The following is a 13,021-nucleotide window of genomic DNA, read 5'->3' as shown; positions in this document are numbered from 1 at the left end:
GCGACATGGTGATCTACAAGGAGATGGACCGTGGAGTGGTGGACCTGGATAACCTACGTGGGCGTGATTACGGCCCTGATCATCTTCCCCGGGCCGGTGGCTCTGCTATGCACCAGCCATGGCCTACGCTTCGGTCGACATCGTGCCTTTGCGACCGTGCTGGGTGGCGGCATAGCGTCGTTGGTTCTGATGGCGCTCTCTGCATTGGGCCTCGGCGCCGTTCTGGCCACCTCGGAAACGGCCTTCTTCGTACTCAAGCTGGTTGGTGGCGCCTACCTGATCTACCTGGGGCTGCAGGCTTGGCTGACAGTGCCCCGCTCGCCGATGGACGAGGTGCCCCAGGCGGGGCCGGCAATGCGGCAATCCGTCCCCGCCCTGTTCCGCCAAGGCTTCCTGGTGGGGATCGGCAATCCCAAGGACCTGCTGTTCTTCGCTGCTCTGTTCCCCAACTTCATCACCATCGGCGAACCGCAAGTGTTGCAGTTCGTCATCCTGGCACTGACCTGGCTGGTCATCGACACCACCCTGATGACGCTCTACGCCACCCTGGGCTCGGGTCTGGGCCGCTGGTTCGATAGCCCCGGCAGGATGCGCGCCTTTCACCGCACCACCGGCGGGCTTTTCCTGGGCGCGGGAGGCACGCTGATTGCCTCCAGCGCTAATAGGTGAGCGCCAAGAGGTGAGCTGTAAAAAGCGGCGCAGCCATCATCATGGCTGCGCCGCTTTCGGCTGGGGCGACCTACGGCTCCACGATGATCTTTACGTGAGATTTGTCGTTGAGCAGCGTTTCGAAGCCTTTCTCGACAACGTCCGCAAGGGGGATGCGCGCAGTAATCAGGTCCTCCGCGCGGTAGTAGCCCTGCTCCATCAACGCCATGACGGCGGGATAGACGTGCCGGTAGGCGATGATGCCCTTCATGGTGCGCTCCTTGATCACCAGGTCGTTGGGCTGGAAGGCAGCTTCCGTTTCCCAGATGCTCACGACCACCGTCTCTCCGCCGGCGTGGGTACTGTTGATGGCCTGGTTGAGTACCGCGGGGATGCCGGTCACCTCGAAGGCGAAGTCCACGCCGCCGCGGGTGAGGTCGTGGATCCGTGCCACCACGTCGCCCTGTTGTGGGGCCAGGGCCGTGGCGCCCAGGTCGGTGGCCTTCTGCCGTCGCACTTCGGAAAGCTCGACGGCGTAGATCTCGGCGGCGCCGGCGGCCTTGAGGGACTCGATCACCATCAGCCCGATGGGGCCCGCGCCGAACACCACGGCGCTGTCACCAGCTTTCAGCGAACTCTGGCGAACGGCATGCAGGCCCACGGCGGCGGGCTCCACCAGGGCGCCTTGCTCGTAGGAGAGCGCCTCGGGCATGCGGTGGACCATGTGCTCGCCGACCACGGTGTACTCCGAGAAACCGCCGCCGCCTCCCGATAGGCCATGGAAGCCCAGCAGGGGCGTAAGGTTGTAGCGCTCCATCAGGTAGCTGCCGTCTCGATGGGGCGACAGGATCGGCTCGATGGCGACGCGGTCCCCGGGCTTGACCCGAGTAACGCGTTCACCCACCTCCACCACTTCACCGGCGAACTCGTGGCCCATGATGATGGGGGCGCACTGCTGGCTGAGCGGGTGCGGTTCGTCCACCGGAATAAAGATGGGGCCGGCGCTGTACTCGTGCAGGTCGCTGCCGCAGATGCCGCAGGCGGCGACCTTCACCTTGACCTGGTGCGGCTCCTCGATTCGGGGTGTTGTGACCGTTTCCACGCGCAGGTCGCGGGCGCGATACCAGACGGCCGCTTGCATGATGTGTTTGTCGTCGTTCATGGAATGGCCTCGTTGTTCTTGTGACGCGGGCCGGCAAGGTGCCGGCCCGCTTTGTCAGGTGGATTCAGGCGAGATGGTGCACTTCCTGCTGGCCATACACCGGCGTGGGGATGTCTTCCATGCGTGCCTTGAGCTGCAGCGCCAGGTAGTGGGAGTAGTGGCGCGACTGGTGCAGGTTGCCGCCGTGGAACCACAGCGCCTGCTGCTGGGTGGGCTTCCACATGTTGCGCAGCTCGCCCTCCCAGGGGCCGGGGTCCTTGGTCGTATCGGAGCCGAGCCCCCAGCACTTGCCGACCTTGTCGGCCACCTCCTGGGAGATGATGCGCGCCGCCCAGCCGTTCATGGAGCCGTAGCCGGTGGCATAGACGATCAGGTCGGCGGGCAGCTCGGAGCCGTCGCTGAGCGTCACCGAACGTGGGTTGATGCGTTCGATGCCCACGCCGCTGCGCAGCTTGATGTCGCCATTGGCCACCAGGTCGCAGGCGCCCACGTCGATGTAGTAGCCGGAGCCGCGCCGCAGGTACTTGAGGAACAGGCCGGAGTCGTCGTCGCCGAAGTCGAGCAGGAAACCGGCCTCTTCGAGTCTCTGGTAGAACTCGGCATCACGTTCGCGGATCCGGTCGAAGGCGGGCCGTTGGAAGTCGGGCAGCAGCTTGTAGGGGATCGAGGCGAAGATCAGGTCGGCCTTGTCGTGGGTGATGCCGTTCTTCACTGCCTCCTCGGAATAGAGCGGGCCGAGGGCGTGTTCCATCAGCGAGTCGGACTTCACGATATGGGTCGAGGAGCGCTGGATCATGGTCACGTCGGCATCGTTCTCCCACAGCGCCGCGCAGATGTCATGGGCCGAGTTGTTGGAGCCCACCACGACCACTTTCTTGCCACGATAGGCGTCCGGCCCCGGGTGCTGGCTGGAGTGCTGCTGCTCGCCTTCGAAGGTCTCGGCGCCGGGAAAGTGCGGCACGTTGGGCACGCCCGACATGCCGGTGGCCAGGATCAGCTGCTTGGGCCTGAGAGTGACCTGCTCGCCGTCGCGGTTGACTCGCACCGTCCACTCGCCGCTGGCCTCGTCGAAGCTGGCGCCCTCGCACTCGGTGGAGCTCCAGTAGTTGAGCTCCATCACCCTGGTGTACATCTCCAGCCAGTCGCCGATCTTGTCCTTGGGCGCGAACACCGGCCAGTTCTCGGGGAAGGGGATGTAGGGCAGGTGGTCGTACCATACCGGGTCGTGCAGGCACAGCGACTTGTAGCGGTTGCGCCAGGCGTCGCCGGGGCGGGGGTGCTTGTCGAGCACGATGGTGGGCACGTCGAGCTGGCGCAGCCGCGCGGCGAGCCCGATGCCACCCTGGCCGCCGCCGATGATCACACAGTAGGGTTGGCGCGTGTAGCCGAGCTCACGCGCTTCCCGCTGGCGCGATTCGAGCCAGGTCTCGCGGGTCTTGCTGGCGCCGTGCTCGGCTCCCATGGGGCGTCTGGCGCCGCGCGGCTCGGGGTGGTCCTTGAGCTCCTGCATGGTGGTCAGCAGGGTCCAGCATTTGCCGTCCTTCAGGCGCAGGAGGCCCTTGCCGAGGGCCACGCCGGTCTCGAAGGTGAACCAGGCTTCGGTCACGCCGTTGGCTTCGGTGGCTTCCCCGTCGATCTGCCAGTTCGCGGGGCGCGCTTCGCCCAGGGTGGCGTTGAGCATCGACTGGATCTCGTCCTTGCCTTCCAGCGTCTTGAGGTTCCAGGTGAAGGCGACCAGGTCGCGCCAGTAGCACTCGTCATGGAACAGGGCCATGACCCGTTCAATGTCGCGCTGCTCCAGCGCGATCTCGAAGTCGCGCAGCCATTGCTGGGCGTGTTGAGTCGGCGTGGGTGTCGTCATCGTTGTTCTCCGCTTGTTGTTGGGGGACGCCCTGTGTTCTGGCAGAAACCGTGCCAGCCGCGGAGGTTGTGCGAGAAGCTCTTTCAGGTGATTGAAAAGATTTATTTTTTTGAGCGGGATGTTAACGGCGATAGTGCGGGGCGCTGTTCTGCCCACCTGTAACGCGCGTGACAGCTGTCACGTTGCCGGGGTGGCCCGGCGTTACACCTGTAAACCCCCGACCAAGGGCGCAGGCGGAGCCGATTGACTCCTGCCCGGTACGGCATAGGCTTGAAGTCAGCTCTGCCACACAACACTGCCACACAACAACAAGGGCCTCTGCTACAGGAGCGTGGCAAGATGGCACCGGAGGCAGCGATGCCATTGCGTAACGAGCAACGCCAGCATATCGAGACCCTGATCCGGCTCAGCGAAGGCCAGCCGGCCGACCTGGGTGGCTGCCGGGAAGTGATCCGGCGCTCCTGGGAGCGCTGCGTCGGCGAGTACCGACTCGACCCCGGCCGCCCTCGTCCCGTGCGGGTGCTGACCCAGCAAGCGCTCAAGGAGCACCGCGAACCGGTGGATGAACTGCTGCACGTCGCCCGGGCGGGTGTCGATCAGCTCTTCACCCAGATCGCCCCGCTGGGCTATGTGCTGCTGCTTACCGACCGGCAGGGCATCACCGTCGATTTCCGTGGCCAGCGCGACCGGGAGCCGGACCTGCGCCGGGCCGGCCTCTACCTCGGCGCCGATTGGGACGAGCGCTACGCGGGAACCTGTGCGGTCGGCACCTGCGTGCACGACGCTCAGGCGATAACCTGCCACCAGAGCGAACACTTCGACGCCACACATATCAGCCTGACCTGCACGGCGGCACCGATCACCAACCCGCAGGGGCAGGTCATCGCGGTGCTGGACATCTCCGCACTGCAGTCGCCGCGCGCCCAGGAGAGCCAGAACTTCGGTCTGCCGCTGGTCACGCTCTACGCCCGTATGATCGAGGACGCCTATTTCCTGCACCGCTATCGCCACTGCCTGATGCTGCGCTTCGATACCGCCCGCGAGTTCGTTCATCTCAATGGTCGTGGGCTGATCGCCATCGAGGAGGACGGCAGCGTGATCGCCGCCAATGGCGCCGGCCGCGCGCTGATCGACGCCCACCTGCGGCGCTGGCCACCGTGGTCGCCAGGCTGGCAGCCTTCGATCACCCAGCTGTTCGACGGTGAGCTGGGTGAGCTGCTGGGCATACCGACTGCCAGCGACGACGGCATTCGCGCCTTCCGGGCGCGTGCCAATGACACCACCTGTTTCATCACCCTGGTCGAGCCGCGCGGTCGACGCCTCCCCCCGCGAGGCTTGCCGCCTTCTCCTACGCTTACACCGGTGCCGGCGCTGGATCGGCTCGCCTCGGACGACCCCGCCATGCATCGCGTACTCAAGCTGGCGCGGCGGCTGCGCAACGAGGAGGTCGGCGTATTGATCACCGGCGAGACCGGCACCGGCAAGGAGGTGCTGGCCCGGGCGCTGCACGATAGCGGCACGCGCGCCAAGGGACCCTTCGTGGCGGTGAACTGCGCGGCGATTCCTGAGTCGCTGATCGAGAGCGAACTGTTCGGCTACTTGCCCGGCGCCTTCACCGGCGGGCGCAGCAAGGGCATGCGCGGGCTGATCCAGCAAGCCGACGGCGGCACCCTGTTCCTGGACGAGATCGGCGACATGCCACTGACGCTGCAGACCCGGCTGCTGCGTGTGTTGGCCGAGCGCGAGGTGATGCCGCTGGGGGCCGAGAAGGCGGTGCATGTCGATATTCGCGTGATCACCGCCACCCACCGCGACATGAGCGAGCTGATCGCCCGGGGTGGTTTCCGGGAAGACCTCTACTACCGCCTGAACGGCGCCCAACTGCGGCTACCGGCACTGCGCGAGCGGGCCGACAAACACTACGTGATCCGCAGCGTCTACCAGGCGCTTCTCGACGAGCGTGAACGGGAGGTGCGCCTGCGTGCCGACGCCATGAGCGCACTGCTGACCCATGCCTGGCCGGGCAATATCCGCCAGCTCAAGAATGCCCTGGCCTTCGCCCTGGCCACGGCCGAAGGGGACGAGATCACCCTCCACGACCTGCCGGAAGAGTGCCAGGGGCACCTCGGCGCCGCACCGCAGACGTTCGCGGTGACGCAGACAGAAGCAGCGGACGAAGGCGAGGTGCTGCATGAACTGCTGCGTGCGAGCGGCTGGAACGTCAGCCTCGTCGCGCGCAAGATCGGCGTTTCACGACCCACGATCTACCGGCGCATGCGCCGCCATGGCCTGGTGCCGCCCAACTGGCGCGAGACCGACTCGAAGCTCGAACGTTAACACGCTATCTTTGTGGCTATTGCATGCCTCCCGTTGCCCAGGATCGGGGCGGGATGCGTCGTCACAGGCTTTGTCTGAAAAGTCGGTGAGCGAAGGCCAGACAAGGCGAAAATCGGTGAAAAGACGGAGTTTACGGGATGTAAATGAGTACTTTGAGCCGGTTTTTAACGCCGTATGGTCGAGCGCAACCAGTTTTCGGACAGAGCCTAGCGTATTGGAGCTTTTATGAGTCAAGACAACGAGTACGTACCGCCGAAGGTCTGGAAATGGGAAAAGGCCAACGGTGGCGAGTTCGCCAATATCAACCGGCCCATCGCCGGCCCTACCCAGGACAAGGCGCTTCCGGTCGGCAAGCATCCGCTGCAGCTCTACTCGCTGGCCACGCCCAACGGGGTGAAGGCCGGCATCATGCTTGAGGAGCTGCTGGCGCTGGGTCACTCAGGCGCCGAATACGATGCCTGGCTGATCCGTATCGGCGAGGGGGAGCAGTTCGGCAGTGGCTTCGTCGAGGTCAACCCCAACTCGAAGATCCCGGCGCTGATGGACCACAGCACCACGCCGCCTACCCGGGTGTTCGAATCGGGCTCGATCCTGCTCTACCTGGCCGAGAAGTTCGGCGAGCTGTTGCCCCGCGACCCGGCCGGGCGTACCGAGACCCTGAACTGGCTGTTCTGGCAGATGGGCAGCGCGCCGTATCTCGGCGGCGGCTTCGGCCACTTCTACGCCTACGCCCCGACCAAGATCGAGTACGCCATCGACCGCTTTGCCATGGAGGCCAAGCGCCAGCTCGACGTGCTGGACCGGCGCCTGGCCGAGAGCCGCTACCTCGGCGGTGACGAATACACCATCGCCGATATCGCCAACTGGTGCTGGTACGGTCAACTGGCGCTCGACCGCGTCTACGATGCCGGCGAATTCCTGCAGGTGCAGGAGTATGAGAATGTGCAGCGCTGGGCCAGGGAGATCGATGCCCGCCCGGCGGTGCAGCGCGGACGCATGGTCAACCGCACCTTCGGCCCACCGGAGCAGCAGCTGCACGAGCGCCACGACGCCAGCGACTTCGAGACGCAGACGCAGGACAAGCGCTAGGTGACCCCGCGGCCCGTTTCTACCAAGGGCTGGGCTTTCGCTGCAGCGAGAGCATGGCGTTCCATGCCAAGGGCCTGCGGGGCTAGGGGGAGGAGACGCCTCGTTGGACACCCTTTTGGAGCTCTGGCATGCTTCGCGCCTTCGAAATCCGCCCAAGAGAAGCCCATGAGCGCCTTGCCGAACTGCCCCGCCTGTCAATCCGAGTACACCTACGAAGTGGCCGATATGTACGCCTGCCCCGAGTGCGGCCATGAGTGGTCGAGCCTGGCGGAAGTCGGCGAGGCCGGGGGCGAGAAGGTGGTGCGCGATGCCAACGGCAACGAGTTGCAGGATGGCGACAGCGTCACCGTGATCAAGGACCTCAAGGTCAAGGGCACCTCGTCGGTGGTCAAGGTGGGCACCAAGGTGAAGGGCATTCGCCTGGTGGAGGGCGACCATGACATCGACTGCAAGATCGACGGCTTCGGGCCGATGAAGCTGAAGTCGGAGTTCGTCAAGAAGGCATAAGCACCGGGGAAAATCGACTGTCACGGAGCTGTAAGCCAATGGCAGTAATGTCGATGGGGCTCACTCATCGGAGGTTTTCCCCTATGTCGAAGCGCCCCCTGTCAGCGGCCCTTGCCGCCGTGGTTCTTGCCGGCCTGGCCCTCCCGGCTCTCGGCAACGAGAAGCTGGTGCTCTACACCAGCCAGCCCAACAGCGACGCCCAGCAGACCGTCGATGCCTTCCAGGCGGCCTACCCCGAGATCGAGGTGGAGTGGGTGCGGGATGGCACCACGCAGCTGATGACCCGGCTGCGCTCCGAACTCTCCGCCGGCGTCAGCAACCCCGATGTACTGCTGATCGCCGACAGCATGACCCTGGAGTCGCTCAAGCAGGAAGGGTATCTGCAGCCCTACCTGAGCCCGGAACGCGAGGCCTACGCCGCCGAGCTCTACGATCCGGAAGGCTACTACTACGGCACCAAGCTGATCACCACCGGCATCGTCTACAACACCGGTGCCGAGCGCCAGCCGCAGAGTTGGCAGGAGCTCACCCAGCCCGAGTACGAAGGGCAGGTGACCATGCCAAGCCCGCTCTATTCCGGCGCCGCGCTGATCCACATGGCGGCGGTCGAGGCGAATCCCGAGCTGGGCGAGGGCTATTACGAGGCACTGCACGCCAATCGTGTCGAGGCCCAGGGCGGCAACGGCGGCGTGTTCAACGCCGTGGCGTCGGGCACCAAACCCTACGGCATCGTGGTCGACTTCCTGCCGATCCGCGAAGCGGCCAAGGGCTCGCCGGTGGCGTTCGTGTTCCCCGAGGAGGGCGTGAGCGCCGTGACCGAGCCGGTGGCCATCATGCAGGGCGCCAGGAACCTCGACGCGGCGCAGAAGTTCGTCGACTTCGTTCTCTCGCGTGAAGGCCAGGAGCTGGTCAGTGAGCAGGGCTATCTTCCGGCACATCCCGAGGTCGCCCCACCGGCAGGCTTCCCCGTCCGTGACGATATCGCGCTGATGCCGCTGGACGTCGAAAGCGCCCTGACCAGGGAAGCCGAACTCAAGCAGCGCTTCGGCGACCTGTTCGGAAGCTGACCATGGCACCGGGTCTTATCGACAGCAGCCAGCATCGCTGGCTGCTCACCCTGCTCATGCTCGTCATCGTGGCGCTCAGCCTTGTGCCCAGCCTGCGGCTGCTGATGGAAGCGCTGGGCGACCTGGCCCAGGGTAGTGAATCGCCGCTGTGGCGGGTACTGCAGGCCGAGAGTACCTGGCGGGCGCTGTGGCGCAGCCTCTATACCTCGGGGCTGGGCATGGTGATTGCGCTGGTGCTGGGCAGCCTGTTTGCCTTCGTGATCACCCTCACTGACATTCGCGGCAAGGCCTGGCTGGTGTTCTGCTTCATGCTGCCGATGATGATCCCGCCCCAGGTCACCGCGCTGAGCTGGCTGCAGCTGTTCGGCCCCGCCAGCCCGCTGCTGAAAAGCATCGGCATGGCGCCGCCGCTGGGCAGCCCGCAGCCGCTCTACTCGGCCGAGGGCATCGCCCTGCTGCTGGGCATCCAGAGCGCACCGCTGGTGTTTCTGGCGCTGCGCACTTCGCTGCTTTCTCTCCCCCGCGAGCTGGTCGAGGCGGCCCGCATCAGCGGCGCCCGCCAGGCTCAGGTGTGGGGGCAGATCATCCTCCCGGTGACCCGCAGCGGCCTGATCGCAGGCGCCGCCATGGCCTTCATCTCGAGCCTGGGCAACTTCGGCATACCCGCGATGCTGGGTATTCCCGCCGGCTACTACGTGCTGCCGACCCTGATCTACCAGCGCATGGCCAGTTTCGGCACCGGCGTGCTGGCGGAGATGGCCTCCCTCTCGCTGCTGATCGGCGTGCTGGCGCTGGCCGGGGTGGCACTGCAGCAGGCGTGGATGAAGCGCAGCCGTTTCGGCCTGGTGGGGCACGGTGGCCGCGCTCACGACTTTTCGCTGGGGCGCTGGCGAGGCGGGGTAACCGCCCTGCTGGTGGCGGTATTGCTGACGATTCTGGTCGCACCCTTGGCGGCATTGGTGGTGAGTTCGCTGGTGCCCGCCATGGGCGTGCCGCTGAGTTGGGAAACCGCCACCCTGAGCGCTTATCACGAGGTGATCGGCCGCCAGGGGGCGACCTGGCGCGCGGTGCGCAACAGCCTGTGGCTGGCGGGTTGCGCCGCCATTGTGCTGATGCTGTGTAGCCTGCCGCTGGCCTATCGCCTGCAGCGCCTGCCGCGACGTTGGCAGGGCCTGGCGCTGAGCGCCATCGAGCTGCCCTATGCGCTGCCCGGCGTGGTGCTGGCGGTGGCTTGCATCCTGCTCTTCGTGCGCCCCATCCCTGTTGTGAACGTGGCGCTTTACGGCACCCTGGGGTTGATCTTCGTCGCCTACCTGGCGCGCTTCCTGGTGGTGTGCCTCAAGCCGGTGGCCGCCGGTCTCGCCCAGCTAGACCCCTCGCTGGAGGAGGCGGCCCAGCTCGCAGGCGCCGGCCCCTGGCGGCGCCTGGGTGGCATCGTGTTGCCGCTGGTGGCCCCGGCGCTATTTGCCGGTGGTCTGCTGGTATTCCTGCTGGCGGTGAACGAGCTGACCGTCTCGGCGCTGCTGTGGAGCGCGGGGAACGAGACCCTGGGCGTGCTGATCTTCAACCTCGACGAAGGCGGCGAGAGCGTGCTGGCCGCCGCGGTTTCCGTGCTGGTGGTGTTGATGGTCGCCACGTTGATGCTCTGCCTGAGCCTGCTGGCACCGCGCCTGCCCAAGGGGGTCGTGCCATGGCAGGGTTGACGATAGATAGTGTCACCAAGCGCTTCGGTGATCACCCTGCCGTCGAGGCGCTCTCCCTGGACATCGCCCCGGGAGAGTTCGTCGCGCTGCTCGGCCCCAGCGGCTGCGGCAAGACCACCATGCTGCGCATGCTGGCCGGCTTCGAGTCGCTCAGTGAAGGGGAGATTCGCCTGGGCGGGCGGACCCTGGCCAGCCGCGAGCATCACGTGCCGCCGGAACAGCGCAACATGGCGATGGTGTTCCAGTCCTACGCCCTGTGGCCGCACATGAGCGTGGCCGACAACGTCGGTTACCCGCTCAAGCTGCGCCGCCTGGATGGCGAGACGTACCGGCGCCGGGTGGCCCAGGCGCTGGCGCTGGTGGGTCTCGCGCCGTATGCCGAGCGCTCGCCGCAGGAACTCAGCGGCGGCCAGCGTCAGCGCGTGGCGCTGGCGCGCTGCCTGGTCACCGACCCCGACGTCGTGCTGCTGGATGAGCCGCTGGCCAACCTCGACCGCCACCTGCGTGCGGCCATGGAGCAGAGCTTTCGCGATTTCCACCGCCGCACCCAGGCCACCCTGGTCTACGTCACCCATGACCAGAGCGAGGCCATGGCGCTGGCGGACCGCATCGCGGTCATGCGCGACGGCAGGCTGGCGCAGTGGGCCACGCCGGAAACGCTCTATCGCCAGCCGCGAACCGCCTGGGTGGCGAGCTTCATCGGCCAGGGCAGCCTGTTGAACGTGGCGGCCGGACGGCCGGGCCAACGCCTGGAGGAGGCCGCGCTGATGCGTGGGCTTGCCGCCGCTCCTGCCGAGCGAACCCAGCCGGTGCTGGTGCGCCCGGAGCACGTAACGGTGCTGTCCGATGCCCCTGCTCCACAGGATTTGCGTGGACGAGTGGAGAGCGTGACCTTCCGCGGCGAGCGCTATGAGCTGCACCTGCGCCTCGAAAGTGGTGAAGTGCTGCTGGCTTACCACCACGCGGCGCTCGATGAAGGGCGGCAGGTGGCCGTGACCCTGCGCGAGGGCTGGTGCCTGGAGCCCGAGACATGAGCCTGCGCATCGAGGTGCTCAGCGGGTTGGGGGAGAAGGCTCCCGCCGCCATCCTGGTCGAGGCCGAGGGCAGGCGCCTGCTGCTCGACGCCGGTGGCGCCTTGCACCCGGGCCAGTCGATGGCATGGGCCGAAGGGTTGGACGTCGACGCCGTGCTGATCAGCCACGATCATTTCGATCACATCGGCGGTGTATCGGCGTTGCCCGCCGAACTGCCGCTCTACTGCACTCCCTCGGTGGCGACGGCGCTGCCCGGCGGCCGCGAATGGCTAGCGCTGCCCGAGCGTGGCCAGTGTCGAATCGCGGGTATTCCTGTGACCACCGGTCAGGCGGGGCATTCGCTTGGTGGCGTATGGCTGCATCTCGGCGTCGATGACGGCGTGTTCTATAGCGGCGACGCCTGCCGTGAGTCGCTGCTCTTCCCCTTCGACGAACCGCCGCCGGCGCGTATCGCGCTGCTGGACGCCTCCTATGGCCGCTACGACACGCCCCAGGTGCAGTGCCGCGAGGCCATTGCGCAGCGGCTGTCCGAGCCCCGGGTGCTGCCGGTGCCCGCCTCGGGTCGCGCCCTGGAAATGGCGCTGTGGCTCGACGCCGAGGCCGGGCGGCGGGATGCGAGCTGGAACCTGGATCACTCTTGCCGCGCTGGGCTCGAGGCGCTGCTGCGCTTGCCGCGTGCGCTGCGCCGGGAAGGGCATGACGCTGCCATCCGGCGGCTACTCGATGCTTCCCGTACGGATTCGCCCATGCTATGGCTGGTGGAGGACCGCGACGACGACCCGCAGGACTGGCCGGCGCACCGGCTGCTGCACACGGGCTATCTCACGCCCCGGCGTCGGCGCCAGCGAGCGGAAGGCGAGGTCGACTGGCAGCGCTGGAACGTCCACCTGCGGCTGTCCCATATGCGGGCACTGGTACGGCAACTGGGAGCTAGGCAGGTGATTCCCCTCTTTACCACCGAGGTGCGCGAAGTGAGCGAGTCGTTGACGGCAGTCGAGCCAGCTTTATCGGAGGAGGGCAGCGATGCTGCTGGCTAGGTCATTCGTCTTCATTCGTCACGGTGAAACGCAGCTCAACCGCGAACATCGCATTTGCGGGCGCAGTGACGTGCCGCTGACGGCACAGGGCGAGGCCCAGGCGCGGCAGGCGGCTGCATGGCTCGACCGGCCATGGAGTCGGGTCGTCACCAGCACGCTGCAGCGCGCCTGGCGCACCGCGGAGCTGGCGGTTCCTGGCCAGGAGGCGATGCGCCTGAGCGGGCTCGACGAGCGCGATTGGGGGCGTCTGGACCAGTTGCCGCTGACGCAGCAGCCTCCCTATGAGGCCACCCCGGCCGGCGGCGAGAGCTGGGCGAGCTTCCAGGCTCGCGTGCTGGCGGCGCTGAACGGCGTGCTGGCAAGTGCGGAGATGCCGCTGGTGGTGGCTCACTCCGGCGTCTTTCGCGTCATTCGTGCCCAGTTGGTCGGCACCCCGAACGGCCCGCGGCTGGCCAATGCCACGCCATACCTGGTCCGCCCTGGCCTGCTGGACTGGCAGGTTCAGCGCTATGCGGGTTGAATTTCTGAAGTGGGGGTGAGCCGGGTGCCCTGCGGGTTCAGCGGAGCCCCCGGTCT

At 66.6% G+C, this 13,021-nt stretch carries 11 protein-coding genes; 9 read left to right on the top strand and 2 right to left on the bottom strand.

Going from position 1 to position 13,021, the window contains the following annotated elements:
- The first annotated feature begins 30 nt into the window (after positions 1–30).
- Entirely contained in the window at positions 31–669 is a 639-nt protein-coding gene (locus tag ACRWQA_RS18030; RefSeq protein ID WP_263582530.1) for a LysE family translocator, read from the top strand.
- A gap of 70 nt (positions 670–739) precedes the next feature.
- On the opposite strand, the gene ACRWQA_RS18025 is transcribed toward ACRWQA_RS18030, so the two are convergent.
- Positions 740–1,810, bottom strand: coding sequence for a 2,3-butanediol dehydrogenase (locus ACRWQA_RS18025; RefSeq protein ID WP_434228023.1), 1,071 nt, complete (start codon positions 1,808–1,810; stop codon positions 740–742).
- Between the two features lie 64 nt (positions 1,811–1,874).
- Complete coding sequence (locus tag ACRWQA_RS18020; protein ID WP_434228025.1) at positions 1,875–3,671, bottom strand: NAD(P)/FAD-dependent oxidoreductase; 1,797 nt, start codon at positions 3,669–3,671, stop codon at positions 1,875–1,877.
- A 357-nt stretch (positions 3,672–4,028) separates the two neighbouring features.
- On the opposite strand from ACRWQA_RS18020, the gene ACRWQA_RS18015 reads away from it, so the two are divergent.
- The 8 genes from ACRWQA_RS18015 (at position 4,029) to ACRWQA_RS17980 (ending at position 12,965) form a co-directional block, all read left to right on the top strand.
- Positions 4,029–6,008 (top strand): sigma-54-dependent Fis family transcriptional regulator, encoded by a 1,980-nt coding sequence (locus tag ACRWQA_RS18015; protein ID WP_434228069.1) that lies wholly within the window; start codon positions 4,029–4,031, stop codon positions 6,006–6,008.
- Positions 6,009–6,233: 225 nt separating this feature from the next.
- On the top strand, positions 6,234–7,097 hold the full coding sequence (gene yghU, locus ACRWQA_RS18010; RefSeq protein WP_434228027.1) for a glutathione-dependent disulfide-bond oxidoreductase: 864 nt from the start codon (positions 6,234–6,236) through the stop codon (positions 7,095–7,097).
- Positions 7,098–7,262: 165 nt separating this feature from the next.
- Positions 7,263–7,604 carry a zinc ribbon domain-containing protein YjdM gene (locus ACRWQA_RS18005; protein WP_434228029.1) on the top strand — a complete coding sequence of 114 codons (342 nt, stop codon included), beginning with the start codon at positions 7,263–7,265 and terminating at the stop codon, positions 7,602–7,604.
- An 83-nt stretch (positions 7,605–7,687) separates the two neighbouring features.
- Positions 7,688–8,671, top strand: coding sequence for an ABC transporter substrate-binding protein (locus ACRWQA_RS18000; protein ID WP_434228031.1), 984 nt, complete (start codon positions 7,688–7,690; stop codon positions 8,669–8,671).
- A gap of 2 nt (positions 8,672–8,673) precedes the next feature.
- Positions 8,674–10,374 (top strand): ABC transporter permease, encoded by a 1,701-nt coding sequence (locus tag ACRWQA_RS17995; protein WP_434228033.1) that lies wholly within the window; start codon positions 8,674–8,676, stop codon positions 10,372–10,374.
- Positions 10,362–11,408, top strand: coding sequence for an ABC transporter ATP-binding protein (locus ACRWQA_RS17990; RefSeq protein ID WP_434228035.1), 1,047 nt, complete (start codon positions 10,362–10,364; stop codon positions 11,406–11,408). The genes ACRWQA_RS17995 and ACRWQA_RS17990 overlap by 13 nt, the downstream gene beginning before the upstream one ends.
- A complete protein-coding gene (locus ACRWQA_RS17985) occupies positions 11,405–12,445 on the top strand; it encodes an MBL fold metallo-hydrolase (protein ID WP_434228037.1) in 1,041 nt (346 codons plus the stop codon). Before ACRWQA_RS17990 ends, ACRWQA_RS17985 begins: the two co-directional genes overlap by 4 nt.
- Positions 12,432–12,965, top strand: coding sequence for a histidine phosphatase family protein (locus tag ACRWQA_RS17980; RefSeq protein WP_263582541.1), 534 nt, complete (start codon positions 12,432–12,434; stop codon positions 12,963–12,965). Before ACRWQA_RS17985 ends, ACRWQA_RS17980 begins: the two co-directional genes overlap by 14 nt.
- Positions 12,966–13,021: the final 56 nt, after the last annotated feature.

The sequence above is a fragment of the Billgrantia sp. C5P2 genome, from assembly GCF_051062895.2.
This window is presented reverse-complemented; position numbering and strand designations above follow the sequence as displayed.

Bases quoted from the DNA above. Each gene is read 5' to 3' on its own strand.
- ACRWQA_RS18025 (WP_434228023.1), bottom strand. From the start codon at position 1,810: ATGAACGACGACAAACACATCATGCAAGCGGCCGTCTGGTATCGCGCC.
- ACRWQA_RS18020 (WP_434228025.1), bottom strand. From the start codon at position 3,671: ATGACGACACCCACGCCGACTCAACACGCCCAGCAATGGCTGCGCGAC.
- ACRWQA_RS18015 (WP_434228069.1), top strand. From the start codon at position 4,029: ATGCCATTGCGTAACGAGCAACGCCAGCATATCGAGACCCTGATCCGG.
- yghU (WP_434228027.1), top strand. From the start codon at position 6,234: ATGAGTCAAGACAACGAGTACGTACCGCCGAAGGTCTGGAAATGGGAA.
- ACRWQA_RS18005 (WP_434228029.1), top strand. From the start codon at position 7,263: ATGAGCGCCTTGCCGAACTGCCCCGCCTGTCAATCCGAGTACACCTAC.
- ACRWQA_RS18000 (WP_434228031.1), top strand. From the start codon at position 7,688: ATGTCGAAGCGCCCCCTGTCAGCGGCCCTTGCCGCCGTGGTTCTTGCC.
- ACRWQA_RS17995 (WP_434228033.1), top strand. From the start codon at position 8,674: ATGGCACCGGGTCTTATCGACAGCAGCCAGCATCGCTGGCTGCTCACC.
- ACRWQA_RS17990 (WP_434228035.1), top strand. From the start codon at position 10,362: ATGGCAGGGTTGACGATAGATAGTGTCACCAAGCGCTTCGGTGATCAC.
- ACRWQA_RS17985 (WP_434228037.1), top strand. From the start codon at position 11,405: ATGAGCCTGCGCATCGAGGTGCTCAGCGGGTTGGGGGAGAAGGCTCCC.
- ACRWQA_RS17980 (WP_263582541.1), top strand. From the start codon at position 12,432: ATGCTGCTGGCTAGGTCATTCGTCTTCATTCGTCACGGTGAAACGCAG.